This is a genomic window from Sphingomonas dokdonensis (assembly GCF_002197685.1).
Taxonomy (GTDB): Bacteria; Pseudomonadota; Alphaproteobacteria; order Sphingomonadales; family Sphingomonadaceae; genus Sphingomonas; species Sphingomonas dokdonensis.
Map to the genome: position 1 here is coordinate 452520 of NZ_NBBI01000003.1, position 24762 is coordinate 477281.

At 66.8% G+C, this 24762-nt stretch carries 23 protein-coding genes; 15 read left to right on the forward strand and 8 right to left on the reverse strand.

Translation table 11 applies throughout. The annotated features are described in order from the left end of the window. Positions 1 to 5 precede the first annotated feature (5 nt). The 3 genes from SPDO_RS10580 (at position 6) to SPDO_RS10590 (ending at position 3838) form a co-directional block, all read left to right on the forward strand. The gene (locus tag SPDO_RS10580; protein WP_088367419.1) at positions 6 to 2474 is read left to right on the forward strand and encodes a TonB-dependent receptor domain-containing protein; all 2469 of its coding nucleotides are present in this window, start codon (positions 6 to 8) and stop codon (positions 2472 to 2474) included. Positions 2475 to 2670: 196 nt separating this feature from the next. Continuing rightward, complete coding sequence (locus SPDO_RS10585; RefSeq protein ID WP_088367420.1) at positions 2671 to 2880, forward strand: hypothetical protein; 210 nt, start codon at positions 2671 to 2673, stop codon at positions 2878 to 2880. A gap of 76 nt (positions 2881 to 2956) precedes the next feature. After that, positions 2957 to 3838: a bestrophin family protein gene (locus SPDO_RS10590; protein ID WP_088367421.1), complete on the forward strand. Its 882-nt coding sequence runs from the start codon at positions 2957 to 2959 to the stop codon at positions 3836 to 3838. A gap of 35 nt (positions 3839 to 3873) precedes the next feature. Here SPDO_RS10590 and SPDO_RS10595 read toward each other — a convergent pair whose 3' ends face one another. The 6 genes from SPDO_RS10595 to SPDO_RS10620 form a co-directional block, all read right to left on the reverse strand. Then, the gene (locus tag SPDO_RS10595; RefSeq protein ID WP_088367422.1) at positions 3874 to 5136 is read right to left on the reverse strand and encodes an MFS transporter; all 1263 of its coding nucleotides are present in this window, start codon (positions 5134 to 5136) and stop codon (positions 3874 to 3876) included. A gap of 54 nt (positions 5137 to 5190) precedes the next feature. After that, complete coding sequence (locus tag SPDO_RS10600; RefSeq protein WP_088367517.1) at positions 5191 to 6222, reverse strand: LacI family DNA-binding transcriptional regulator; 1032 nt, start codon at positions 6220 to 6222, stop codon at positions 5191 to 5193. Between the two features lie 67 nt (positions 6223 to 6289). Beyond that, the gene (locus tag SPDO_RS10605) at positions 6290 to 6742 is read right to left on the reverse strand and encodes a hypothetical protein (RefSeq protein ID WP_211280047.1); all 453 of its coding nucleotides are present in this window, start codon (positions 6740 to 6742) and stop codon (positions 6290 to 6292) included. Next, complete coding sequence (locus tag SPDO_RS10610; RefSeq protein WP_088367423.1) at positions 6742 to 7977, reverse strand: molybdopterin-dependent oxidoreductase; 1236 nt, start codon at positions 7975 to 7977, stop codon at positions 6742 to 6744. Before SPDO_RS10610 ends, SPDO_RS10605 begins: the two co-directional genes overlap by 1 nt. Before the next feature lie 93 nt (positions 7978 to 8070). Next, positions 8071 to 8844, reverse strand: a complete 774-nt coding sequence (locus SPDO_RS10615) for a DeoR/GlpR family DNA-binding transcription regulator (RefSeq protein ID WP_088367424.1) — start codon at positions 8842 to 8844, stop codon at positions 8071 to 8073. Next, complete coding sequence (locus SPDO_RS10620) at positions 8844 to 10391, reverse strand: glycerol-3-phosphate dehydrogenase (protein WP_245829384.1); 1548 nt, start codon at positions 10389 to 10391, stop codon at positions 8844 to 8846. Before SPDO_RS10620 ends, SPDO_RS10615 begins: the two co-directional genes overlap by 1 nt. 95 nt (positions 10392 to 10486) lie before the next feature. Here SPDO_RS10620 and glpK point away from each other — a divergent pair, with 95 nt between their 5' ends. The 3 genes from glpK (at position 10487) to SPDO_RS10635 (ending at position 13366) form a co-directional block, all read left to right on the forward strand. After that, positions 10487 to 11983 carry a glycerol kinase GlpK gene (gene glpK, locus SPDO_RS10625; RefSeq protein ID WP_088367425.1) on the forward strand — a complete coding sequence of 499 codons (1497 nt, stop codon included), beginning with the start codon at positions 10487 to 10489 and terminating at the stop codon, positions 11981 to 11983. 160 nt (positions 11984 to 12143) lie between these two features. Continuing rightward, positions 12144 to 12869 carry a cytochrome c oxidase assembly protein gene (locus tag SPDO_RS10630; RefSeq protein ID WP_088367519.1) on the forward strand — a complete coding sequence of 242 codons (726 nt, stop codon included), beginning with the start codon at positions 12144 to 12146 and terminating at the stop codon, positions 12867 to 12869. Beyond that, complete coding sequence (locus tag SPDO_RS10635) at positions 12866 to 13366, forward strand: CopD family protein (RefSeq protein WP_088367521.1); 501 nt, start codon at positions 12866 to 12868, stop codon at positions 13364 to 13366. Before SPDO_RS10630 ends, SPDO_RS10635 begins: the two co-directional genes overlap by 4 nt. Here SPDO_RS10635 and SPDO_RS10640 read toward each other — a convergent pair. After that, positions 13336 to 13848, reverse strand: coding sequence for a DUF2231 domain-containing protein (locus SPDO_RS10640; protein WP_088367520.1), 513 nt, complete (start codon positions 13846 to 13848; stop codon positions 13336 to 13338). The two genes, SPDO_RS10635 and SPDO_RS10640, sit on opposite strands and share 31 nt — an antisense overlap. Before the next feature lie 87 nt (positions 13849 to 13935). Here SPDO_RS10640 and coxB point away from each other — a divergent pair, with 87 nt between their 5' ends. The 9 genes from coxB (at position 13936) to SPDO_RS10685 (ending at position 23451) form a co-directional block, all read left to right on the forward strand. Next, on the forward strand, positions 13936 to 14541 hold the full coding sequence (gene coxB / locus SPDO_RS10645) for a cytochrome c oxidase subunit II (RefSeq protein WP_143559636.1): 606 nt from the start codon (positions 13936 to 13938) through the stop codon (positions 14539 to 14541). Next, positions 14538 to 17018: a cytochrome c oxidase subunit I gene (gene ctaD, locus SPDO_RS10650; protein ID WP_088367426.1), complete on the forward strand. Its 2481-nt coding sequence runs from the start codon at positions 14538 to 14540 to the stop codon at positions 17016 to 17018. The genes coxB and ctaD overlap by 4 nt, the downstream gene beginning before the upstream one ends. Then, positions 17015 to 17332, forward strand: coding sequence for a hypothetical protein (locus SPDO_RS10655; RefSeq protein ID WP_088367427.1), 318 nt, complete (start codon positions 17015 to 17017; stop codon positions 17330 to 17332). The genes ctaD and SPDO_RS10655 overlap by 4 nt, the downstream gene beginning before the upstream one ends. Positions 17333 to 17375: 43 nt before the next feature. Continuing rightward, entirely contained in the window at positions 17376 to 18011 is a 636-nt protein-coding gene (locus tag SPDO_RS10660) for a glutathione S-transferase (protein WP_088367428.1), read from the forward strand. A gap of 59 nt (positions 18012 to 18070) precedes the next feature. Continuing rightward, the gene (locus SPDO_RS10665) at positions 18071 to 19615 is read left to right on the forward strand and encodes a cryptochrome/photolyase family protein (RefSeq protein WP_211280049.1); all 1545 of its coding nucleotides are present in this window, start codon (positions 18071 to 18073) and stop codon (positions 19613 to 19615) included. Positions 19616 to 19683: 68 nt separating this feature from the next. Next, a complete protein-coding gene (locus tag SPDO_RS10670; RefSeq protein ID WP_088367429.1) occupies positions 19684 to 20325 on the forward strand; it encodes a flavin reductase family protein in 642 nt (213 codons plus the stop codon). A 26-nt stretch (positions 20326 to 20351) separates the two neighbouring features. Then, positions 20352 to 21230: a LysR family transcriptional regulator gene (locus SPDO_RS10675; protein WP_281252579.1), complete on the forward strand. Its 879-nt coding sequence runs from the start codon at positions 20352 to 20354 to the stop codon at positions 21228 to 21230. Between the two features lie 99 nt (positions 21231 to 21329). Then, entirely contained in the window at positions 21330 to 22574 is a 1245-nt protein-coding gene (locus tag SPDO_RS10680) for an acyl-CoA dehydrogenase family protein (RefSeq protein WP_169716256.1), read from the forward strand. A 91-nt stretch (positions 22575 to 22665) separates the two neighbouring features. Beyond that, complete coding sequence (locus SPDO_RS10685) at positions 22666 to 23451, forward strand: thioesterase family protein (protein ID WP_088367432.1); 786 nt, start codon at positions 22666 to 22668, stop codon at positions 23449 to 23451. A gap of 10 nt (positions 23452 to 23461) precedes the next feature. Here SPDO_RS10685 and SPDO_RS10690 read toward each other — a convergent pair whose 3' ends face one another. Then, complete coding sequence (locus tag SPDO_RS10690) at positions 23462 to 24610, reverse strand: GGDEF domain-containing protein (protein WP_245829386.1); 1149 nt, start codon at positions 24608 to 24610, stop codon at positions 23462 to 23464. Between the last annotated feature and the right edge of the window lie 152 nt (positions 24611 to 24762).

Genomic DNA, 24762 nt, shown 5'->3' on the forward strand with positions numbered 1-24762 from the left:
GGGTTATGGTAAGTTTCTCTAAGAAGGCGGTTTTGCTCGCCGCGAGCGCGGCATTCGCCGTCGCGGCGCAGGGTGTGTCGGCGCAGGCCATGTCGCCTGAGGGGCAGGCAGCCGAGCCGATGACGGCGCAGGAAACGCCGCCGGCACCGGGTGTAGCGGCCGAAGCGCCTGCACCTGCCGACGTCGGCGCAGGAGACATCGTTGTCACGGCGCAGAAGCGCAGCGAGCGTCTGCAGGACGTGCCGCTCGCCGTTTCCGTCGTCGGTGGCGAGGCGCTGGCCAGCACCGGCGCGCCGGGTCTCGAAGGCGCGACCACGCTGGTTCCCGCGCTCAACATCCTGAAGTCTGGCACCACGCTCAACCAGTCGCTGTTCCTGCGCGGCGTCGGCACCACCACTTTCTCGATCGCGGGCGAGCCGTCGGTGTCGGCGGTTGTCGATGGCGTCGTGCTGGCGCGCACCGGCGAAGCGTTCGGCGATCTCGTCGACGTGGAGCGGATGGAAGTGCTGCGCGGCCCGCAGGGCACGCTGTTCGGCAAGAATGCCTCGGCCGGCGTGATCAACATCGTCACCAAGCAGCCCACGCGTGATTTCGGCGGCTATCTCGAGGGCAGCTATTTCACCGGCGGTGACGAAGCTCGCGTGCGCGGCGCGCTGAACGTGCCGATCACCGAGAACCTGCTGTCGCGCTTCACCGGCTTCTACAGCCGCTACGATGGCAACATCCGCAACGACGCCTTTGGTGGTCGCCGCGTGAACGGCTACGAGCATGTCGGCGGCCGCGTGCAGCTGAAGTGGATGCCGAGCGATGCGACCACCGTCGCGTTCATCGCCGATTATCGCAAGAACGACGACGATTGCTGCGCCGAAGTGATTGGCACCGGCCCGCTCAACGGCGCCGGCAATCCGATCACCAGCCCGATCTCCGCTGCGCTGCCGACGCCGCGCGGTGACGAGACGCGCCGGATCAACCAGAATCTGATCACGCGCACCGAAGAGGAAAGCTACGGCGCGTCGCTCCAGATCGATACCGAGCTCGGCACGCAGACGGTCACCAGCATCACCGCCTATCGCGAATATTCGAACACCGAGATCCGCGATGGTGACTTCCTGGCGACGCCGTATGTCGGCTTCACCCAGCTGCACGATCTGGGGCCGCAGACCGGCAACACGTTCAGCCAGGAACTGCGCCTCACTTCGCCGTCGCGCCAGTTCATCTCATACGTCCTCGGCCTCTATTACTCGCGCGCCGAGTCGGAGCGGACCTTCTCGCGTGCGGTGGTGAACTGCAATGCGGCCGCCGTACCGACCACGCTGATCCCGTGTGGTACGCCCGGCGCCCCGGCGACCACCAATCCGTTCGGCAGTGCGACCTTCGGCTCGGTGTTCCAGAACATCGCGGCGTTCAGCCAGTTCACGGTCAACTTCACCGATCGTTTCCGCTTCATCGGCGGGCTGCGCTACACCACCGATCAGCTGAACGTGTCGCACCTGCGCGCCACCACGCTTGCCGGCCCGGGTGTGAACCCGAACTTCGACCAGGGTGTGTTCGATCGCTACAACCAGCTGCTCGCCGCCGGCGTTGCGCCGGGCGCGGCGCAGACCCAGGCGGTTGCGGCCTCGAACGGTATCCCGTGGCGTGGCAAGACGACCAACGACAATTGGTCGGGCAAGGCGACGCTGCAGTTTGATGTCAGCCGCGACGTGGTCGCCTATGGCGGCTGGACGCGCGGCTACAAGGGCCCGGCGTTCAACGTGTTCTACAACCTGAACTCGAACGGCACGAACGTGATCGCGCCCGAAACGTCGGACAGCTACGAGATCGGCCTGAAGAACACGCTGTTCAACGGCCTGCTGACGCTTAACCTCGCCGGCTTCTATGCCAAGTACGACAATTTCCAGGCGAACAACCCGGATCTGGTCGCCGGCGTGGTGGTCACGCGCTTCACCAACGCAGGCGAAGTCTCGACACGCGGTGTCGAGGCCGACCTCGTGCTGCGTCCGGTTGACGATCTGTCGATCTCGGGCGGCCTTGCGTACACCGACGCGCACGTCGATCGCTTCGTCCGACCGGCGGGCGCGCCGGCATCGGCAGTGATTGAACCGGGCACGTCGCTGGCGTTCGCGCCAAAGTGGAAGGGGTCGCTCGGTGCCGACTATCGCTGGCGCACTGGCGGCGCGGTGGACGTATTCCTCGGCGCGCAGGGCAGCTACCAGTCGAAGCAGCTCGCGCTGTTCTCGCCCGATCCCGTGCAGCGTCGCCTGGCCACGATCGACGGCTACGGCCTCGTAAACCTGTCGGCTGGCGTAGGCGATCAGGACGATCGCTTCCGCCTGACCTTCCAGGTGCGCAACCTGTTCGACCAGAGCTTCGCCGCGGCGATCGCCAATGGCGGCCCGGCCGGCTCGTACCGCTACCAGATCCCGCGTGACGCCGATCGCTATTACGGTGTCACCGGCCGCATCAACTTCTGACGCCCCCTCCCAAGTCAGAAAACCTCGAGGCTCCCGGTGCGAACCGGGGGCCTTTTTTTGTGCGTGGCGGGTCTGCGCTCCGACGCGCTTCGTCGCGCATCAGGCTCATGCTGCGGTGCGGCAATATTAACTTACGTTGGCGTTCTCCACCGGAAAGACTGCCGCCCCATGTTGCGCAGCCAACGAAAGGACATTCATGACCCAACCCCCCGAGGAAGAACGCAGCGAGGCAATTTATACGGCGCGCGCCTCGCTGGTCCTGCTGGCCTTCGGCCTCGCGGTGCTGGCATTCCTGGTCGCGATCGATCGGCCGCACTGGTTCAGCATCAAGCCCGTCAGCGGCACGGCCGCTGCCATGGCGATCAGCGCGCAGCCGGCTGCGACGACGCGGGGTGGGCTTTCCTGAGGGTGAGCAACCCCTTGTGTCGCTATTCTCGAGTGCGGCGGCGGGAGCCGATTGAGCCCATCGGCGTTGGGCGGCGATGATCGTCGGAGCCGCACCGCGCCTTAGCCACATCGTCAGCCAAGTCTGGAAGCCGCTGGCGGCTTTGTTCGTGTGGGATGTGGTGGTGACGCTCACCTATTATGTTCTGCCGTTCCGCGCACCATCGCTGCCGCTCACCCTGTTCGGCTCGGCGCTGGCGCTGTTTCTCGGCTTTCGCGATAATTCGGCCTATCAGCGCTGGTGGGAGGGCCGCGTCCTGTGGGGCGCGATGATCAACGCCTCGCGCAGCCTGGCGCGTAGCGCGCGCAATTTCCTGCCCGAGGAAGCGGTCGATCTGAAGCGGAGCATCGTGCTCCGCCAAGTGGCCTATGTGCACGCCCTGCGCTGCCAATTGCGGCGGCAGAAACCCGACGAGGAGGTGCTGCGCTTCCTGTCCAAGGGCGAGGCGGAGCCGGCGCTTGCCCGCACGAACCCGGCCAATGGCCTGGTCGACGGCACCGGCCGCCGGATCGCCGATGCGGTGCAGCGTGGCTGGATCGATACCATCCAGCAATCGGCGATCGAGCGCGTGCTGGTCGACATCTCAAACGCGCAGGGCGGCATGGAGCGGCTGAAGAACACGCCGCTTCCCAATCAATATCGCTTCTTCCCGACGCTGTTCACGCACCTGTTCTGCGTGCTGCTGCCGATCGGCCTTGTGGAGACATTGGGCTTCGCAACCCCGCTCGGGTCGACCATGGCGGGGCTGATGTTCCTCGCGGTGCTGCAGATCGGTGACGATCTGGTCGATCCGTTCGCCGATACGGTCCACGACGTGCCGCTTTCGGCCATGTGCCGCACGATCGAGATCGACCTGCTGCAGGCGATCGGCGACGCGGCGCCCGGCCCGCTGCAGCCGGTCAAGGGCGTGCTTTGGTAAGCCACGCCCGACCGGCTGCCCCGCGTTGACCGGGCTCAATGTCCGGTCGGCGCCACCTTTGCGATACCAGGCTCGGCCACCACCAGCTTCGGCACCAGCAGGTGGATGAGCAGCAGCGCCACCAGATACGATCCGCCACAGATCAGGAGCAGCGGCGTATAGCCATGGCCGTTGTCGAGCGACCAGCCGGCCAGCTCGATCATCCCCATGCCCGACAGGTTGCCGGCAAACGCACCGATCCCGATCGCGGTGCCGATCATGCGCGAGGGGAAGATATCCGCCGTCATCGCGAACACGTTGGTGGAAAAGCCCTGGTGCGCAAACAGGCCCAGCCCCAGCAGCCCCGCGGCTACCCACGGATCGCCCGTCAGCAGCACCAGCGGCACCGGCAGGATGAGGCAGGCGTAGAGCAGCATCGATCCCTTGCGCGCGCGGTTCACGTCCATGCCCCGGCGCAGCAGATACGTCGGCAGGATGCCGCCGCTGAGGCTGCCGAGCGCGGCGAGGAAGTAGATCATCGCAATCGGCACGCCGAGGCTGCCCTGGCTCATCCCGAACATGCGATGGAACAGGTCGGGCATGAAGAACAGGAGGAACCACCACACCTGATCGCTCAGCGCCTTGGCCGCGATGACCGCCCATTGCCGCCGGTCGCGCAGCAGCGCGGTCCACGGCACGGAGGCGCCGCGATCGCCATCGGCGGCGCCCGGCGCACCGGGCGTGCGCGAGGTGCGCGGCGTGACGAACAGCCACGCCACCACCCACAACAGTCCCAGCCCGCCGGCGATCAGGAACGCCGCGCGCCACCCGAGCCACAGCGCGAGCGCCGGAATGGTCAGCGGTGCGACCACCGCGCCAAAGTTCGACGCCATGTTGCCGACGCCCAGCATCAGCGAGCGTTGTTCGGGCGGGAAATAGGTCGCCGCGGTCTTCACCTGTGCCGGCGTGCCGATCGATTCAGCGGCGCCCAGCGCCGCGCGCACGCCGACAAATCCGCCGACGCTGCCGACAAAGGCATGCGCCATGCCGGCCAGGCTCCACGCGCCGACGCCAATGGCGAAGCCGCGCCGCAGCCCGATGCGATCGATGAACCAGCCGGTGCCAAGGAACGCCACGGCCGCGCAGAACTGAAAGGCGGAGGCCATGTGGCTGTAGTCGCGATCGCTCCAGCCGAACTCGCCCTGCAGCATCGGCTTCAACAGCGCGATGATCTGCCGGTCGACATAGTTGAGCATGATCGCCGTGAAGGCCAGCCCAACGATCAACAATCGGCGCGTGTTGCCGATCCCCTCCACCATTATCCTACTCCAACAACCCGTAGGACAACGGTGTCACCTATGCGGACGGATTAATCAACCTTTTGGTGGCGCCGTCGACGCGCGGGGCACCACTTCGTGGCCCAACAGCCGCTGTTCCGCCTTGTTCACGGGTGCTGCGGCGAGCAGCAGGTCGGTGGCCGCATCGGCCAGTGCGCGCACCGGCTGGCGCACCGTCGTCAGCGCCGGCCACACGATCGTCGCCGTGGGTCCATCATCGAAACCGGCAACCGACAGCGCCTCCGGCACGCGCAAGCCCCGGCGATGCGCCGCGGCGAGCACGCCCGCCGCCATGTCGTCGCTCGAGGCAAAGATTGCGGTCGGCGGATTGGGCAGCGACAGCAGCACGTCCGCCGCCGCTTCGCCCGAGGCCACGTCGAATTGCCCCTGCCGGATGAGGTCGAGATCGACCTCGACGGCATGGTCGCTCAGCGCACTGATATAGCCCGCCAGCCGCTGGCCCGACGCAGCATAGCTGCGATCGCCGACGACAAAGCCGATGCGGCGATGCCCCAGGCCGAGCAGGTGCACCGTCATGTCGAATGCAGCGCGTTCATTGTCGATCAGCGCGGCGGGCGCATCGTCGATCCGCATGCCCGGTTGTAGGCGCACGAACGGCGTGCCCCGCCGCGCCAGTTCATCGAGCACGCGGGTATCGTCACAGGCAGGCGGCGCCAGCACCAGCCCGTCGGGATTCGCCTGATCGAGCAGCGCGACGATGTCGTCGAGCAGCGTCGGCGAGGCGCGGTCGTATGGCTGCGCGATCATGCGCACCTGGTCGCGCGCGCAGCGTTCGCGCACGCCCGCCTGAATCTCGTACACGTACCAGGGATTGGGGTTGTCGCAGATCAGCGCGATCTGGTGCGATCGATGGCCGGCCAGCGCGCGCGCCGCCTGGCTCGGTTGAAATCCGATCTCGCGCATCACGTCGCGGATACGCTCGCGCTTGTCCGCGCTGACATATTGCTGATCGTTGATGACACGCGAGACGGTCTTGATCGAAACACCCGCGATCCGCGCGACATCACGGATCGTCGGGCGCGCGCTGTCGGGGGGAACGATGCTCATGATCTGTCCCATAGGACAGATATTTCTATTGTCACCCGAAACAGTGAATTGAGCCGACCTGTCTCGCTCAGCCGGCCGGCTGCGGCTTCGTCTCCTGCGGCGCCGCTTGTTGTGCGCCCGATTGTGCCGCCTGTTGCGCCGTCAGATACTCGACGATCAGCGGCACCTCGCCCGGGCCGATCGGCGCCTTGTAGGTATCGCGCATCTTTTCCACCGTCGCCTGCCATTGCGCCGCGGTCAGCCTGGGCTGGGTCAGCGCCATGCTGGCCGAGTGGCACGACAGGCAGCGTTGATTGACCACGTCGACATGCGGACCGGCAGGATAGGTCGCAGCATCATCGGGGAGGTCGATCGCGGTGGAGGTCAGCGCAAAGCCGTTGGCGGATACCGATGGCGCGGGCGGCACGGCCGAGGTCACCGGCTTCGGCGCCCCGCCGCTGCCCGCGCCGATCGCGACCAGCACGAAGAGGCCGCCGGCGATCAGCACCACGACGATGGCGGCGAGTGACGGCGCACGCATCAGCCGAGCCTCACGATTACGGGCTCGACGCAGTTGCGCATATAGCCACCGGGGTTCCAGTTCGCTTCCATCGGCTGCGTTTCTCCGCGTGTGTTGGTGCAGCGCGCCATTACCTTGACGCGCCCGGGGCGCGGCACGTTGACGCGCGCCGTGAAGCGGCGGAAGCCGTAGCGATCATCCTCGCGTCCAAGCGCCGCCGGCTCCCAGGTGCGCCCGCCAGTCGCCGATATGTCGACCCGCGCGACGCCCACGTCGCCGCCCATCGCGATGCCCTCGATCGGCAGCACGGGATCGTAGCCATAGGTGGCGCCATCCGCGACGCTGGTGATCCACGATCGCGGAATCATGCGGTTGATCGGCGTGGTCGGGAAATCCTTCGACCCCGGCGCCACATTGGCATGCGGCGTCGTTGGAATCTTGTACGCCTTCGCCATCCAGTAATTATCGTCCGGTCCGGCAAGCACCTCGATCGTGTCGAGCGTCTTCATCCAATAAGTCGAGAACCAGCCCGGCACGATCAGCCGTACGGGAAAGCCGTTGAGCAGCGGCAATTGCTCGCCGTTCATCGCGAACGCCAGCATCACCTCGCCGTCGCGCGCGTGATCGAGCGCCAGCGACTTCTCGAAATCGGCCGCACCCGCGACCAGCGGCTTGTCCATGCCACCGACGCGCACGGCCGTAGCACCGCCGCGGACCCCCGCGAGATCGAGCACGTGACGCAGCGGCACGCCCATCCACTTGGCGTTGCCCATCGCGCCATGGCCCCATTGTGCGCCCGGCACGCGCGGCTCGAACAGGCCGCGCGAATTGCCCGAACATTGGTTCACCGCCGCCAGTTCGATCCGCGGCATTCGCAGCAATTGCGCAAGCGAGATCGACAGCGGCCGCTCGACATGCCCGCCGACGCGGATGCGATAGGTCTCGACATCGATGCTGGTTGGCAGGTCGCCCCAATGCCAGCGTACGAAAAATCGATCGTTGGGCGTGTAGAGCGATTGCTGAAACACCTCCATCGGCGTTTCCAGCAGTGCGGGGCGCGTCCGTTGCAGGATCATCGCGCCCTTTTGCGGAAAGTCGCTCGTCATCGCGCGCTTGGACGGGCCGCCCGGCAGGCGCAGATCGACATCGGCACCCAGCGCACGCGCCGCCAGCATCGCGCCGCCGCCGGCAATTCCCGCCGCCAGCAACCGGCGCCGCGTGACCGCGCGCGCCTCGTTGAAATCAAGCCGATCCATTGCTCACCTGCTTTCTTGCCCTCGCTGCTTGCGCGTGCGGCGTGGCGGCCGGGCTGGTGCCCCCCGCCTGCGTGCGTCCTTGCGAAAGGCTGGTCATATCACCCTGACGATCGTGACGTTTGCCGCATCGCAAGCCGTGGCTAGCGCATCGTCAATCTCGTCGGTCACCAGATAGTCGATGTCGTCCAGCCCGCCGATCCGCACCGGCGCGGGTCGGCCGAGCTTGGAGGAATCGAGCGTCAGGATCACCTTGCGCGCCTGTGCGATGATCGTCTGCGACACGCGCACTTCATCGACGTCGAAATCAAGGAAGGTGCCGTCCGGCTCGATCGCGGAGGCCCCGATCAGCGCAAAGTCGACGCGAAAGCTGCGAATGAAGTCCATCGCCAGCGCGCCCACCACCGCACGGTCGCCCGGCCGCACGCGCCCGCCCGCCGCGATCACCTCGATCCCCGGGCTATCGGCCAAGATATCGACCACGTTCAGATTGTTGGTGATCACCATCAACTCGCGGTGGCCCTTCAGGTGCCGCGCGATCGCCTCGGTGGTCGATCCGATGTTGATGAACAGGCTCGATCCGTCGGGTACCAGTGCCGCCGCCGCCGCGCCGATTGCATCCTTTGTTTCCGCCGCGATCAGCCGCCGCTCGGCATAATGCAGATTGCCGACGCCCGATGTCACCACGGCGCCGCCATGCACGCGCGACAGCATCGATCTTTTGGCGAGCTGGTTCAGGTCCTTGCGGATCGTCTGCGGCGTCACGCCCAGCGCGTCGGCAAGCGCGTCCACCGAGACGCTGCCGGTATGCCGCGCCGTTTCCAGAATCTGCCGGTGGCGCGTGGCCACCACGTCGGCGCTCTGCTGCATCAGCCCGCGACAGCCGCCTCGGCAACCTGCGGCGTGGCGAGATATGCGTCGATCGCCGCGGCGGTGTGATCGGGCGTGTGCAGCCCCAGCTTGCTGCGCCGATACAGGATGTCCTCGCTTGTCCGTGCCCATTCGTCGGCGACGAGGTAATCCACTTCGGCCTGGTACAGGTCGCCGCCAAAGCACTGGCCCAGATCCGCCACCGTCTGCGCGCTGCCGAGCACCTGGTCGATCCGTGTTCCGTACGCGCGCGCCAGGCGGCGCAGCAGCGCCGGAGGCAAGCTGCGATAGCGCGCGCGCAGCCCGGTCACGAAGCGATCGAAATCGGCGTCCGCCATGTCGCCGCCCGGTAGCACCGCGCCCGCCGTCCACGCCCCGCTCGCCTGCGGGAAGAAAGGTGCCAATTCCTTCATCGCGTGCTCGGCGAGCTTGCGGTAGGTGGTGATCTTGCCGCCGAAGATGCTCAGCATCGGGGCGCGGCCTTCGCTGGCATCGAGATCGAGCACATAGTCGCGCGTTACCGCCGACGCGTTGGACGATTTGTCGTCATACAGCGGCCGAATACCGGCATAGGACCAGCGAATTTCGTTTTCGCTGACGGTCGTGTCGAAATAGCGGCCGATTGTCTCCAGAAGATACCCGGTTTCCTCCGAACTGATCGTGGCTTTGCCCGGTTTGGCATCCCAAACCTCGTCCGTTGTACCCACCAATGTATAGTCGCGCTCGTAGGGGATCGCGAACACGATGCGCCGATCGGGGTTCTGCAGCATGAAGGCATGGTCGCCCGGATAGAGCCGCGGCACCACGATATGGCTGCCCTTGACCAGCTTCACCCCGCGATCGGTGCGCGCATCGGGTACCCGGCCGAGCACGTCGGCCACCCACGGCCCCGCTGCGTTCACGAGCACCTTGGCCCGTACGGTGCGGCATCCTTCCGGCCCTTCGACGATCGCTTCCCAGCCGCCGGCGACGCGGCTCGCATCCACCAGCCGCGTGCGCGTCTCGATGGTGGCGCCGCGCGCAGCCGCGTCCATCGCGTTCAGCACCACCAGCCGGCTGTCCTCCACCCAGCAATCCGAGTAGATAAAAGCCTTTCCCTTTCGCGGGTTAAGGCCAGCGCCGACCGCGGCCTGCGCCAGATCGACCGTGCGCGTCCCCGGCAGCTTTTCACGCCCGCCAAGGTGATCGTACATGAACAACCCCAGCCGGACCATCCAGGCCGGACGTGGCGACTGGTTCTGCGGCAGCACGAACTCGAGGGGCCAGATGATGTGCGGCGCCATGTTGAGCAGCCGCTCGCGCTCGATCAGCGCCTCGCGCACCAGCCGGAACTCGCCATATTCCAGATAGCGAAGACCGCCATGGATCAGCTTGGTCGACGCGGAGGAGGTGTGGCTCGCCAGATCGTCCTGCTCCACCAGCAGCACGCTCAGCCCGCGCCCCGCCGCATCGCGCGCAATCCCCGCCCCGTTGATCCCCCCACCAACGATCAGCAGGTCCACGCCGTCCACCGCCACATTCGCCGCCATTCCATCAATCTCCGCCATCTCACCGCCATACGCCAAAACTTACCCAAACGAAAGTGTTTGACGTTCGTCCGAAAGGTGCCAAGGTTCACTCGAACGTTCAGGTGGAGAGTTTTGTGGCGGCGCATATCCTGGTGATCGATCAAGGGACGACGTCGACGCGCAGCGTGCTGTTCGACGATCAGGCCCGCCGCGTCGCGATCGCGCAGGTCGAGTTCCCGCAGCATTACCCCGCACACGGCTGGGTCGAGCATGATCCGGAGGACATCTGGCGCGATGCCGTGGCGACCGCACGCGAGGCGATCGGCAAGAGCGGCGTGGCGGCAGGCGACATCGCCGCGATCGGCATCACCAATCAGCGCGAGACGGCGGTGGTATGGGATCGTGCCACCGGTGAGCCGATCCACCGCGCCATTGTTTGGCAGGACCGGCGCGGTGCGCCGTTGTGCGCAAAACTGCGGGCGGAGGGTGCCGAGGCGCTGATCCAGGCGCGCACCGGCCTGCTGATCGACCCGTATTTTTCCGCCACCAAGATCGCCTGGATACTCGACAATGTCGCCGATGCGCGCGCGCGTGCCGAGCGCGGCGAGCTGGCGTTCGGCACCATCGACAGCTTCCTCCTCTGGCGGCTGACCGGGGGCAAGGTGCACGCGACCGATGTGACCAACGCCAGTCGCACCATGCTGTTCGACATCCACCGCGGGGCATGGGACGAGGAGCTCTGCCGGCTGATCGGCGTGCCACCCGCAATGTTGCCGCAAGTGCATGACAACGCGCACGTTTATGGCACGGCTGACCCGTCGCTGTTCGGCGCTGCGATCCCCATCGCGGGCATGGCGGGCGACCAGCAGGCGGCGCTGTTCGGGCAGGCATGCTTCGAGCGCGGTGCGGCGAAATCGACCTATGGAACGGGCTGCTTCATGCTGCTCAACACGGGTGATCAGGCGGTGGAATCGAAGCATCGCCTGCTCACCACGCCGGCCTATCGACTGAACGGCAAGACGACGTACGCGCTGGAAGGATCGATCTTCGTCGCGGGCGCTGCGGTGAAATGGCTGCGCGACGGGATCGGCATCATCACCCATGCAAGCCAGACCAACGACATGGCGACCAAGGTGGAGAACAGCCACGGCGTGTACATGGTGCCGGCGTTCGTCGGGCTGGGGGCGCCGCACTGGGACCCCGATGCGCGCGGCTCGATCCATGGGCTGACGCTGGACACGACCGCCGCGCATCTCGCCCGCGCCGCGCTGGAAGCGGTGGCGTATCAGACGCTGGATCTGGCGGAGGCGATGGTGGCTGACGGTGGCAGCCGCCCGGAGGTCTTGCGGGTCGATGGCGGCATGGCGGCCAACGACTGGCTGTGCCGGTTCCTCGCCGATCTCACCGATATGGCGGTGGAACGCCCGGCGGATCTGGAGACAACCGCGCGCGGTGCGGCCTTCCATGCAGGGCTTGCGGCCGGGATCTGGCCTGATCTCGGCACACTTTCGGCCTTGTGGTCACGCGAACATTGTTTCGAGCCGTCGATGACGCCCGAAACGCGCGCGCCGCTCGTCGCCGGATGGCGCGATGCCGTGCAACGCACGCTGAGCCAGCGCGCCGACACATAACGTTACACAGGGGCCACGGCCGTTTGGTGGACTTCGCCCCCGATCACGTTCAATAAGGCTGCCGCCCCCCCATTTGTAGGGGCCGCACAGGACAAGCGCTTCTTCAGGCTCTGACCCGATGACGCCGCACCACCGTCGCTTGAACGGAAAGGACGACGCCATGCCGCTCTTTGTCGCCTATTGCGGAGAGGCGCCCGCGCCGGCCGCGCTTCTTGCTCGCTGGAATCTCGATCCCTGGTTGTTGCTCGCCCTCGCGATCGGCACCGCCATCGTGGCGCGCGGCGCCGGCAGCAACGAACGGCGCCTGCTGGCGGCCGCCGTGCTGACCTTGCTGGTCATCTTCGTGTCGCCGCTTTGCGCGCTCAGCAGCGCGTTGTTCGCCGCGCGCATCGTGCACCACGTGCTGCTCGTCGCAATTGCCGCGCCGCTGCTGGCGCTGGCCATACCCGCCGGCCGCGCGCAGGGGCTTGCGCTGCCGTTCGCCGTCTCGACCATTACCTTGTGGCTGTGGCACGTGCCGGCGCTGTACACCGAGGCGCTGCAATCGGTGGCGCTCTACTGGCTGATGCAGCTGTCGTTGCTGGCGACGGCCTGGTGGTTCTGGCGGGCGGTGTTCGCTGCGCGCGACGCGCTGCCGACGGCGATGCTGACGATCGCGGCGGCGGTCGGGCAGATGGGGCTGCTCGGCGCGATCCTGACCTTTGCGCCGCGCCCGCTCTATCCGCATCACCTGGTGGCGCCGCTCGCCTATGGCGTGAGCCCGCTTGAGGACCAGCAACTCGCCGGCCTCATCATGTGGGTGCCCGCAATGCTGCCGTATGCGATCATCGCCGCCTGGGTCGCGCGGCGCGGCTGGAGCGCGGGCTGGACGACGCGACCGGCATGATGCTGGCCATCACCATCGTGAAAGGGGTGCACATCGCGGCGTTGCTGCTGTGGGGCGCCGGGTTGATCGGCCTGCCACTGCTGCTGGCGGAGCACCGGCGCGACGACGGCCAGATCCAGTACCAACGGATCCGCCGCTTTACCCATTATGGCTATACCCACCTGCTGACCCCGGCGGCGGTGGTGGCGGTGGCGGCGGGCACGGCGCTGCTGTTCCTGCGCGGCGTATTCGTGCCGTGGATGTTCGCCAAGCTGGCGCTGGTCGCCGGGCTGGTCGCGCTGCACGCCTGGATCGGCAATCTGGTGGTGCGCATGGGAGAGCACAACAACCGGCGCCAGCCGTCGCCCCCGCTGCCGCTGGTGATCGCCGGCCTGACCCTGATGACCTGCATCCTGCTGCTGGTGCTGGGCAAGCCCGATATCGGCACCGACATCGTGCCCGACTGGCTGCAAAGCCCGCGCGGTCGTCAATTGCCGGTCGACGAGGTGCCGAGTTGATAGTCGAAGACCAGCTTGCCCCCATGCCAGCCGGTGAAGGCGACCATTGCGGCGGACAGGACCGACAGGATCAGCCCGTAGGGGAGCAGCGCCTGTTCGTAGCCGTGGAGGCGATAGCCCCAATTCGCGCCGAGCACCGCCAGCAGCGTCATGGCGATGATGAAGTGCGTCCAGCTGGAGGCACGCACGCGGATGCCGGGCACGCTGAGCAGCTCCACCGTGCCCGACAGGCCGGCAAGCAGCCCCATGAGGAAGGCCATGCCGGCACTCCACAGCGCCGCGCGCGCCCAGAAGATGTCGCCCGTCCACCAATAGAACAGGTCGGCGCCGAGCGCACAGGCGGTGAGACCGATGGGGAAGGATACAAGCATGGCGTGGATCGGATGGCCGGCCACCGCGATCTTCGATTCGGCGCGGTTGAACTGCGGATTGGCGCTGATCGGGTCGGTAAGCTGATCCTCGACGTCTTGCGTGCTGCGCATGGTGCGGTCCTTCAAGCCAGGGTGTTTGGCCGAACAACGCCCGGCCTTGCGATTCTTTCAACAGGCTGTGCCGGGCCGCTGTCCACCATGGATCCGGCCGGCCCGGCAGCAGGCGCGATCAACACCATCTGGTGGGTGATGCTGGCCGGCGCCACGGCGATCTTCCTTTTCGTCACGGCGCTGCTGCTGCTGGCGTTTCGCCCACGCGCCTCGCACGACGCATCGGTGCGGCGGTGGATCGTGGGCGGCGGGCTGATCTTTCCCGGCGTGGTGCTGACTGCGCTGCTGACCTTTGCGCTGGTCGTCGGCGAGCGGCTGTTGCCGCGTGGCGACGTGCCGGCGGTTCAGGTGGCCGCCGAAAGCAGCCAATATCAATGGTCCTTTACCCAGCCGGCGGCCGGCGCGGGTTCCATCCGCACCAAGGGCGTGCTGCATATCCCCGCTGGCCGACCGGTCGACGTGACGCTGACCTCGCGCGATGTGATCCATGCCTTCTGGGTGCCGCGGCTGGCGGGCAAGCTCGACGCCATTCCGGGCCACCGCAACGTGTTGCGCATCGAGGCGGATGCGCCAGGCGTCTATCAAGGCGTGTGCGCCGAATATTGCGGCGTCGGCCATGCCGGCCACGTGTTTCGTGTGGTGGCGCATGACCCCGCCGGCTGGGCGCGCTTTCAACGGGAGGGCGGCGCATGAAGGCGTTGCGGCTGCACCGTCAGTTCGAGGCGATCTGGGGAACGCCGCCGGGGTGGCGCGGCGCGCTGACCACGGTGAACCACAGCACGCTGGGTAAGCGGCTGATGCTGACCGCGTTCGGCTTTTTCCTGATCGGCGGCGTGCTGGCCATGCTGATCCGCGCGCAACTGGCGACGCCGCACAGTGCCTTTGTCGGGCCGGCGATCTTCAACCAGCTGTTCACGATGCACGGCAGCATCATGATGTTTCTGTTCGCGATCCCGATGTTCGAGGGCTTCACGATCTACATGCTGCCCAAGCTGCTGGGCACGCGCGACTTCGCCTTTCCGCGGCTCACCGCTTATGGCTGGTGGTGCTATCTGTTCGGGGGCAGCTTGCTGATCCTAGCCATGCTGCTCGGCGTGGCGCCGGACGCGGGCTGGTTCATGTACACGCCGCTGTCGTCAAAACCCTATTCGCCGGGGATCAACGCCGATTTCTGGCTGCTCGGCATCACCTTTGTCGAGATTTCCGCGATCGTCACAGCGGCCGATATCGTCGTCACCATCCTGAAGCTGCGCGCGCCGGGCATGTCGCTCGACAAGATGCCGCTGTTCGCCTGGTACATGCTGGTGACGGCGATGATGATGCTGATCGGCTTTCCGCCGCTGATCCTGGGATCGGTGCTGCTGGAACTGGAGCGGGCGTTCGACTGGCCGTTTTTCGATGCCACGCGCGGGGGCGATGCGCTGCTGTGGCAGCACCTGTTCTGGCTGTTCGGCCATCCGGAGGTGTACATTATCTTCCTGCCCGCCGCGGGGGTGGTCTCCACCATCCTCCCGGTGATGGCGCGCACCCGGATCCTTGGCTACGGCTGGATCGTCGGGGCGATCCTGGCGCTCGGCTTTCTGAGTTTCGGCCTGTGGGTGCATCACATGTTCGCGGTGGGCATCCCGCACATGGCGCTGGCGTTCTTTTCGGCAGCGTCGACGCTGGTGGCGGTGCCGACGGGGGTGCAGATCTTCGCCTGGATCGGCACCTTGTGGTCGGGACGGCCGCAGATGCGGCTGCCGATGCTTTATCTCCTCGGCTTTTTCTTCGTGTTCGTGATGGGCGGCCTGACGGGGGTGATGGTGGCGGTGGTGCCGTTCGACTGGCAGGCGCACGACACCGCCTTCGTGACCGCGCACCTCCATTACGTGCTGGTCGGCGGGTTCGTGTTTCCGATGCTGGCGGGCGCCTATTACTGGCTGGGGCACCTGATCGGGCGGCAGCGGCAATATACGCTCGGCGTGACCGCCTTCTGGCTGATCTTCATCGGCTTCAACATGACGTTCTTCCTGATGCACGTGGTGGGCCTGCTGGGGCAGCCGCGGCGCATCGAGACCTATCCCGAGGGGCTGGGCTGGACGGGCTACAACCTCCTGTCCTCGGTCGGCAGTTTCGTGCTGGCGTTCGGCATCGCGTTGTTCATCATCGACCTCAGCCTGCAATTCTTTCACGCGCCCCGGACACGCCGCAATCCGTGGGGCGCGACCACGCTGGAATGGGCGATGATGCTGCCCTCGCCCTCCTACAACATCGCCAGCATCCCCAACGTCGACGATCGCGATCCGCTGGCGGCGCGGCCGGCGCTGGCGCTCGAACTGGCGCGCGGCGAGGGGTATCTGGGCGAGCCCCGCCACGGCTGGCGCGAAACGCTGGCGGTGGAGACGGCGAGCGGGCGGCTGGATCACATCGTGGTGCTGCCCGGCAACACCAGCCTGCCAATCTGGACCGCGGCGGTGACGGGCGCGTTTTTCGTCGCCATGCTGCTTGGCCTCTACTGGATCGCGCCGGTGCCGCTGATCGGCGTCGCCGTGCTCGGCTGGCGCTGGGCCGCGGTGCTTGGGCGCAGAACCGATATCGGCCCGCTGCCGCTCGGTGGCGGCGAGACGGCGGTGACGCATTGGGAGGCGCGCGACCCGCCGGGCTGGTGGGGCAGCGTGTTCGTGCTGCTGGCCGATGCGACGTTTTTCGGGTCGCTGCTGTTCGGCTATGCCTATCTGTGGACGGTGGCGCCCGGTTGGCCGCCGCCGCGGCTGATGGCGGGATCGCTGATCGAACCGGCGCTTGGCGTCATTGGCGCGGGCCTTGCCGTGGTCGGTGCGCGGGCGGCGACCAGACGGCTGGCGCGCGATGGCGAGGGGCATTCCGGGATGGCCGGGGCCGGCCTCGCGCTGCTGTTCGGCGCGCTGCTCGCCACGGCGCTGCTGCGCGCACCGGCGCCGACCGGGCACGCCTATCATGCCGTGATCGCGGTGATGATCGGCTATGCGCTGTTCCACGTCGGTGTGGCGCTGCTCATCCAGATCTTCGTTCATCGGCGCGGGCGGGCGGGGTACCTTTCGGCACGGCGCAGCGCGGAGCGGCGCATTGCCACCTTGTGGACCGATTATGGCGCGGCGAGCGGCGTCATCGTGCTGCTGGCGACGCATCTGCCGGGTTTGGTCGCGTGATCGCGCTGCTGCGCGCCGTGGCGGGGCTCATCGTCTGGGCGGTCGCCTTTTCGGCGATCTACGGCGCCCAGGGGCTCGTCTGCGCCCGTGGCTGGCAGGACGTCGCGATCGGGCCGGTTGGTCTTGGCCGGGCGCTGCTGATCGCGTTGTGGCTCGCCTTTTGCGCGGTGCTGGGACGGATGACGTGGCGCCTGCGCTGCGCTTGGCATGGCGGCGTCTTTCTGGATCGCCTCGCCGCCGCCAGCGCGGTGGTCGGCCTGATCTCCACCGTCTATACCGGCCTGCCGGTCGTCGCCACAGCGGTTTGCCGATAGCGGGCGCTGGCACGCCGTAGGGGCATGGCCTATCTGACACGCGATGCCCGCCGTGCCGCTTCTGTATTCCTTTCGACGCTGCCCTTTTGCGATTCGGGCGCGGCTGGCACTGTTGGCGAGCGGCACCGATTGTATCGTCCGCGAGGTGAAGCTGTCGGCCAAGCCGGATGCCTTGCGTGCCGCTTCGCCCAAGGCGACCGTGCCGGTGCTGGTGCTGCCCGATGGCGCGGTGATCGACCAGAGCATCGATATCATGCGCTGGGCACTCGCGCGGCACGATCCGGCAGGCTGGCTCGCACACGACGACCGGCAATTGATCGAGGCGAACGACGGCCCGTTCAAGCATCACCTCGATCGTGCGAAATATCCCGAGCGGCACGGCAGCGATCCGGCAACGCACCGGGTGGTATGCCTAGACATGTTACGCCCGCTCGACGATCGTCTGGGTACGTCGGCATATCTGTGCGGGGCAACGATGGGCCTTGCCGATGCGGCGGTGCTGCCCTTCGTCCGGCAGTTCGCGTCGATCGACCGGGCTTGGTTCGACGCGCAGCCGGTGCCGCATGTCCGTTGGTGGCTGGACCAGTTTGTCGGATCGACGCTGTTCGAGACGGCGATGGTGCGCCTTGCGCCGTGGAAGCCGGGCGACCCGGACACATACTTTCCGGCGCGAGGCTAGCCCGCGCCACGCCGCACCTGCGCGCTGGATCGCGGGGTGAGCGCAGGCGTTGGTGCCCGGTGACAGTGCTTGTGCCGATCCTGGGCGATCAACTCTCCTTGAACCTGTCGTCGCTTGCCGCCGCCGATCCGGCAACAAGCGTCGTGCTGATGATGGAGGTGGCGGAGGAGACGCAATACGTCCGTCATCACAAGACCAAGCTCGTCTTCATCCTGTCGGCCATGCGGCACCATGCCGAGGCGCTGCGCGACGCGGGCTGGACGGTGGATTACGTCCGGCTGGACGATCCCGACAATAGCGGCAGCTTCACCGGCGAGATCGCCCGCGCGATCGCGCGCCACGCGCCGGATCGCATCGTGGTGACGGAAGCGGGCGAGTGGCGTGTCGCGGCGATGCTCGACGGGTGGGAAACGCTGTTCGGCACGCCCGTCGACCAGCGGCCCGACACGCGCTTCATCTGCTCGCACGCCGCATTCGAGGAATGGGCGAGCAGCCGCAGCGTCCTGACCATGGAATGGTTCTATCGCCGCATGCGCGCCGCCACGGGATTGTTGATGGAAGGCGGCAAGCCGGTGGGCGGCCGGTGGAATTACGACAAGGAAAACCGCCGTGCAGCCGAGCGTGACCTGCTGATGCCGCAGCCGCTGGCCTTTACGCCCGACGCGATCACCCGCGAGGTGATTGCCCTGGTCGAACAACGTTTTGCGCACCATCCCGGTAGCCTGGACGGGTTCGACTATGCCGTGACCGCAGCCGATGCCGAGCGCCAGGCAGCCAGTTTCATGGCCAATGCGCTGCCGCAGTTCGGCGATTACGAGGATGCGATGCTGACCGGCGAGCGCTTCCTGTGGCACTCCATCCTGTCGCCGTACATCAACGCCGGGCTGCTCGACCCGCTCGACCTGTGCCGGCGCGCGGCGGCCGCCTATGCGGCAGGACATGCACCGATCAATTCGGTCGAGGGCTATATCCGACAGATCCTGGGTTGGCGCGAATATATGCGCGGGATCTACTGGCGCGAAGGCCCCGATTATGTGGAGCGCAACTTCCTTGGCCACACGCGGGCGCTGCCCGGCTGGTATTGGACGGGGCAGACCGACCTCGAATGCCTGGCCGAAACGCTGGGGCAGACGCTCGCCACCGCGCATGCGCATCATATCCAGCGGCTGATGGTGATCGGCAATTTCGCACTGCTGATCGGGGCCGATCCGAAGGCGGTGCATCATTGGTACCTGGAAGTGTACCTCGATGCCTATGAATGGGTGGAGCTGCCGAACACGCTGGGCATGAGCCAATTCGGCGACGGCGGTCTGCTGGGATCGAAACCCTATGTGTCGTCGGGCGCCTATATCAACCGCATGTCCGATTATTGCGGCCAGTGCCGCTATGACGTGACCAAGCGCGTCGGCGAGGATGCCTGCCCGTTCAACGCGCTCTACTGGCACTTTCTTGACCGGCATCGCGACAAGCTGGGGAGCAACCGCCGCCTTGCCATGCCGTACCGCACCTGGGATCGGCAGTCGGCGGCGGCGCAGGCGAGCACGCTCGCACAGGCGACGGCATTTCTGGACACGCTCGATGCGGGCGGTGACGGTGATTATTGACCACGCGGGCGAACAATGTCGCGCGCATTGAGCTTTCCTCTGCGCGCGATCGGTGAGAAGCGTCGACCATGAAATTCGTGATGGCCGATCTGCCGCCGCGGCAGCGCTACAAGCTGCTCGTCTCCACCGTCACGCCGCGGCCGATCGCGTGGGTGACGACGCGCGGCACGAACAGCGTGGTGAATGCCGCACCCTACAGCTTTTTCAACGCAATGGGTGACGATCCGCCGCTGCTGGTGCTGGGTTTGCTGAAAAACGCCGAGGGCGCGGACAAGGATACTGCGACCAACATCATCGAGACGGGCGAGTTCGTCGTGAACCTCGTGAGCGAGCAGGATGCCGAGACGATGAACCTGTCGTGCGTCGATGCGCCGCGCACGGTGAGCGAGATCGATTATGCGGGCATCGCCACCACGTCCGCGACGCGTGTCGCGCCGCCGCTGATCGCAACCGCCCCGGTGAGCTTCGAATGTGTGAAGCGCGAGGTGCTGGAGATCGGCCCGCGGCAGGTGATCGCGGTAGGCGAGGTGCTGGTGACGCACATTCGCGACGAATTCATCGCCGATCCTGACAAGCTGCACGTGGATACCGCCGCGATGCGGCTGATCGGGCGGATGCATGGTGCGGGCACGTACCTGCGCAACACCGACACCTTCACCATGACACGGCCGGTGTTCGACCCGGCGCGGGTTGGCGGAGACGAGCGATAAGGCCGATCAGCCGCATCGACCTCAACCTGCTCGGCACCTTCGAGGCGATCTATACGCAGGGCGGGGTGACGGCGGCGGCGCGGCATCTGCATCTGTCGCAATCCGCGGTGAGCCACGCGCTGGCGCGGCTGCGGCTGGCGTTTGATGACGAATTGTTCGTGCGCGCGGGCAACGCCATCGTGCCGACCGCGCTCGCCCGCTCGATCATCGATCCGGTGCGCGACGCGCTGCACGGGGTGGAGCAGGCGCTGGTCGCGGCGGCGCGGTTCGATCCGGCGACATCGACCCGCGCCTTCCGCATCGGGCTGCGCCAGGCGAACGAGGCGCGGGTATTCGCCGGGATCGTCGCCGAGGTAGTGCGCGCGGCGCCGGGCGTGACGCTGGGGAGCGTCAACTTTCGTCGCAGCGAGGTGGCCGAGGAGCTTGCGCGCGGCGACCTCGACCTCGCGATCGACGTGGCGAGCGATGCGACCGCGGGGCTACGCGCAATTCCGTTGCAGACCGATACGATGGTGGTGGCGGCGAGGCGCGGCCATCCGCGGATCGCGGGCACGGTCGACCTCCCGACGTATCTTGCCGCGGATCACGTGCAGGCCTCGCCGCGACCGTCGGGTCCGGGGCTGGAAGACGAGGGACTGGCGGCGCTGGGCGAAACCCGGCGGGTGGCGATCCGCTGTCAGAATATCTGGTCGGCGTGGCAGGTGGTGGCGCAATCCGACCTGATCCTGACGCTGCTGGGCACGCATGCCGCGACGCTGCTGCCGGTGGCGGATAACCAGATCGTGCCGCTGCCATTCGAGATCGCGCCGCGGCCGCTGCAGCTGTTGTGGCATCCGGCGGCAGAGCGCGACCCCGGCAATGCGTGGCTTCGCACGCTGGTAGAGGCGCAGCTTGCCGCCGCGTAGGTCATGCATGATGGACATGCGTGCGATCAGGGATGATCATTACCGCCGATGCCCCGTGCGGCGGTACAATGGCACCATTGCAAACCGAGGGTGGGCCTGATGTCGAATATCTTCACGATTCCCGAGCTGGACGATCTGCGCATGTCGGAAGGCGTGCGGCCGCTGTTCGACGCGGTGAAGGCGTTCGTGCGCGACCACGTCGATCCGATCTATCCCGAGTTCGAGCGGCTGGGCGAAGGGCGCGAGAACCGCTGGAGCTTTGCACCGGGGCAGCTGGAGCTGCTGCAGGGTGCCAAGGATAAGGCAAAGGCTGCGGGGCTGTGGAATTTCTTCCTCCCCAATGCGGAGACAGGCGAGGGGCTGTCGAACCTCGACTATGCCTATATCGCTGCCGAGCTGGGCAAGTCGCCGCTCGCGTCCGAAGCGCTGAACTGCTCCGCGCCCGACACCGGCAACATGGAAGTGCTGGAGCGGGTCGGGACGCCCGAGCAGAAGAAGCAGTGGCTCGAGCCGCTGCTCGCCGGCGAGATCCGCTCGGCCTATGCGATGACCGAGCCCGATGTCGCCTCCTCGGACGCGAAGAACGTGCGCTGCGCCGCGCGGCTGGAGGGTGACGAATGGGTCATCAATGGCGAGAAGCATTATATCTCGGGCGCTGGCGACCCGCGCTGCAAGGTGATGATCACCATGGTGCGCACCAATCCCGATGCGCCGTCGTCGCAGCAGCAATCGCAGATCCTGGTGCCGATGGATGCCGAGGGAGTCGAGATCCTCGGCGCGATGGAGGTGTTCGGCAAGGATCACGCGCCGCGCGGGCACATGCATCTGCGCTTCAACAACGTGCGGGTGCCGCGCGAGAACATCCTGCTGGGCGAGGGCCGCGGCTTCGAGATCTCGCAGGTCCGCCTCGGGCCGGGCCGTATCCACCATTGCATGCGCACGATCGGCAAGGCGGAAGTCGCGCTCGACCTGATGGTGAAGCGCGGCAATTCGCGCGAGGCGTTCGGCCGCTCGCTGATCATGCTGGGCAAGAACCTGGAGCTCGTCAGCCGCGCGCGGATCGAGATCGAGGCGATGCGCCTGATGGTGCTGAAGGCGGCCAAGGCGATGGACGTGCTTGGCAATCGCGAGGCGCGCGTGTGGGTCAGCATGGTAAAGGCGATGGTGCCGGAGAAGACCTGCCAGATCATCGACCAGGCGATCCAGATCCACGGCGCCTATGGCATGAGCCAGTTCACGCCGCTCGCCGAGCTGTACGCCGACGTGCGCCACCTGCGCTTTGCCGACGGGCCCGACGAAGTGCACCACATGGTGGTTGGCCGCAACGAGCTGGCGCTGCATTGATCGCGCAGCCCTGATCGAGACGACAGGCGACAGCGGAGGCGTCGGGGCATAAGGCTGTTCCGACGCCTTTGTTGTTTGGGGGAAGCCGTACATGAGCGATGCCATCTTCACGCGCGATGGCGCCGACTTCGTTGCGGGCGGCTATGCCGCAGGGCCGTGGCATCCCGGTCTGCAGCATGGCGGCGCCCCTTCCGCGCTGGTGGCCTGGGCGGCGGAGCAGGTGCCGACCGCCAGCCCGATGCGCGTCGCGCGCGTGACGGTGGAGCTGCTGCGGCCGGTGCCGGTGGATCGGCTCGCGGTGGAAGCCGAGGTGATCCGCGACGGGCGCAAGATCCAGCTCGTCCAGGTGCGGTTGCTGCATGCGGGCAAGGAAGTGACGCGGGGGGTCGTGCTGCGCGTGCGGATCGGCGACGAGGCGCTGCCGGAGGGCGCGGGGATCGCGGGCGGGCCCGGATCGCCAGACGACGTGGCGCCGGACACGACGTTCCAGAACGAATTGCCGAACCGCGTCAACTTTGGCGCGAACTTCGACATGCGGCGCATCCGCGGTGGCTTCGGGCAATTGGGTCCGGGCAAGATGTGGTTTCGCCAGCACCGTGCGCTGATCGCCGGTGAGGCGCAGACGCCGGTGACGCGCGCGATGGCGGTGGCGGATTTCTCCAACGGCATCGCGCCGATGCTGCCGTTCGACGCGTGGACGTTCCTCAACGCCGACCTGACCGTCAGCTTCGCGCGGGCGCCGGAGGGCGAGTGGATCTTTTCCGACGCGGAGACGTGGCTGGGCGACGACGGCGCGGGGCTGGCGATGACGCGGCTGGGCGATTCGCGCGGCTGGTTCGGCCGGGCGGTGCAGTCGCTGATCGTGGAGCGGCGCTGAACGGCGTGTTCTAGCGGCGACCGCCGCGGCTGCTGGCGGCGCGCGCGGGTGTGCGTGCGGTGTCTAGTTGCGGACGGTAACGCTGGCCCACGCCCTTGCCGGCGCCCTTTGCGGCGTAGAGCGCGAGGTCGGCGCGCTTGCGCAATTCCACCGTGCTGGCGGCGTCTTCCGGCAGGCAGGCAAAGCCGATGCTGGCGCCGACGTGCACCTTGCAATCATCGGAAACGTCATAGGGCGTATCGGCGACTGCCTCGATCAGGCGATCGACCAGCGGGGCGGCGCGATCGGCGGCCACGCCGCGCGCGACGACCATGAACTCGTCGCCGCCCATGCGCGCGAGCAGGTCGTCGGGGCCGAGCTGCTGCGCCAGGCGATCGGCCACTTTCATCAGCAAGACGTCCCCCGCGCCGTGGCCATGGGTGTCGTTCACCTGCTTGAACCCATCGAGATCGATGCTGAGCAGCGCCATGCAGCGGTGCGCGTCCGGTGCGATCCGGCCGAGCGCATCATCCATGCCGTGACGGTTCAGGATACCGGTCAGTGCGTCATGCTCCGCAAGATAGAGCGCCTGCTTTTCCGCCGCGATCATCAGCAGCATCGAGCGATGAAAGGTGCGGATGATCTGCATCGCGCCAAGGAGAAACGGCGGCGTGAGAATAAGGATGACGAGCAGCCACGGCTCGCCCGACAGCGCGGCGCCGGCAACGAACGGCAGGTCGCAGAGCAACACCAGCAGAAAGGCGAAGCGCGGCGCGGGATAGTTGCGTGCGCACACCGGACCCAGCATGGCGACCAGCAGCGTGGTGGACAGGACGCTGAGCACCAGATCGCCCGACACCATGGCCGTCAGCGCAAGCGTACCTTGCGTTGCGCACCAGATGACCGACAGCACCGCCGAGCCGTCAATGGATGGAAGATAATCAGGGTTCGCTCGTGACCGCGCGACACGAGTTCGCCATTCAAGCAGACGGGCAACCAACACCACGAGTTCGATCAGGCAAAAGATCGCAAAGACAGTCTGCCCACTGCGGATCAGCGCCGCGCCCGCCACGACAAGCGAGCAGAACGAGCCCATGATCGCCGCGGCGGTGGAATTCAGCAGCTGTCCCAGCAGCAAGGCGCGGCCCTTGGCGTCGACCTCTCCACCTGGTTCGAACAACCAGTGTAGCGCCCGTCCAACGGGGCCCAGTTTTGCAAAAGAATGGCCGTGCACGTCGTCAGCCTTGTCCGCTTTCCCCTTGCAATAGCGGAAAATGTTGGCGGAGACGTTAAGATCGTCGTGAGACGGGCGGTCATCGCCTGGAGCGGCAG

Excerpts from the sequence above, each read along its gene's own strand:
- SPDO_RS10580 (WP_088367419.1), top strand. The coding sequence starts at position 6 with ATGGTAAGTTTCTCTAAGAAGGCGGTTTTGCTCGCCGCGAGCGCGGCA.
- SPDO_RS10585 (WP_088367420.1), top strand. The coding sequence starts at position 2,671 with ATGACCCAACCCCCCGAGGAAGAACGCAGCGAGGCAATTTATACGGCG.
- SPDO_RS10590 (WP_088367421.1), top strand. The coding sequence starts at position 2,957 with ATGATCGTCGGAGCCGCACCGCGCCTTAGCCACATCGTCAGCCAAGTC.
- SPDO_RS10595 (WP_088367422.1), bottom strand. The coding sequence starts at position 5,136 with ATGGTGGAGGGGATCGGCAACACGCGCCGATTGTTGATCGTTGGGCTG.
- SPDO_RS10600 (WP_088367517.1), bottom strand. The coding sequence starts at position 6,222 with ATGAGCATCGTTCCCCCCGACAGCGCGCGCCCGACGATCCGTGATGTC.
- SPDO_RS10605 (WP_211280047.1), bottom strand. The coding sequence starts at position 6,742 with ATGCGTGCGCCGTCACTCGCCGCCATCGTCGTGGTGCTGATCGCCGGC.
- SPDO_RS10610 (WP_088367423.1), bottom strand. The coding sequence starts at position 7,977 with ATGGATCGGCTTGATTTCAACGAGGCGCGCGCGGTCACGCGGCGCCGG.
- SPDO_RS10615 (WP_088367424.1), bottom strand. The coding sequence starts at position 8,844 with ATGCAGCAGAGCGCCGACGTGGTGGCCACGCGCCACCGGCAGATTCTG.
- SPDO_RS10620 (WP_245829384.1), bottom strand. The coding sequence starts at position 10,391 with ATGGCGGAGATTGATGGAATGGCGGCGAATGTGGCGGTGGACGGCGTG.
- SPDO_RS10630 (WP_088367519.1), top strand. The coding sequence starts at position 12,144 with ATGCCGCTCTTTGTCGCCTATTGCGGAGAGGCGCCCGCGCCGGCCGCG.
- SPDO_RS10635 (WP_088367521.1), top strand. The coding sequence starts at position 12,866 with ATGATGCTGGCCATCACCATCGTGAAAGGGGTGCACATCGCGGCGTTG.
- SPDO_RS10640 (WP_088367520.1), bottom strand. The coding sequence starts at position 13,848 with ATGCGCAGCACGCAAGACGTCGAGGATCAGCTTACCGACCCGATCAGC.
- coxB (WP_143559636.1), top strand. The coding sequence starts at position 13,936 with ATGGATCCGGCCGGCCCGGCAGCAGGCGCGATCAACACCATCTGGTGG.
- ctaD (WP_088367426.1), top strand. The coding sequence starts at position 14,538 with ATGAAGGCGTTGCGGCTGCACCGTCAGTTCGAGGCGATCTGGGGAACG.
- SPDO_RS10660 (WP_088367428.1), top strand. The coding sequence starts at position 17,376 with ATGCCCGCCGTGCCGCTTCTGTATTCCTTTCGACGCTGCCCTTTTGCG.
- SPDO_RS10670 (WP_088367429.1), top strand. The coding sequence starts at position 19,684 with ATGAAATTCGTGATGGCCGATCTGCCGCCGCGGCAGCGCTACAAGCTG.
- SPDO_RS10680 (WP_169716256.1), top strand. The coding sequence starts at position 21,330 with ATGTCGAATATCTTCACGATTCCCGAGCTGGACGATCTGCGCATGTCG.
- SPDO_RS10685 (WP_088367432.1), top strand. The coding sequence starts at position 22,666 with ATGAGCGATGCCATCTTCACGCGCGATGGCGCCGACTTCGTTGCGGGC.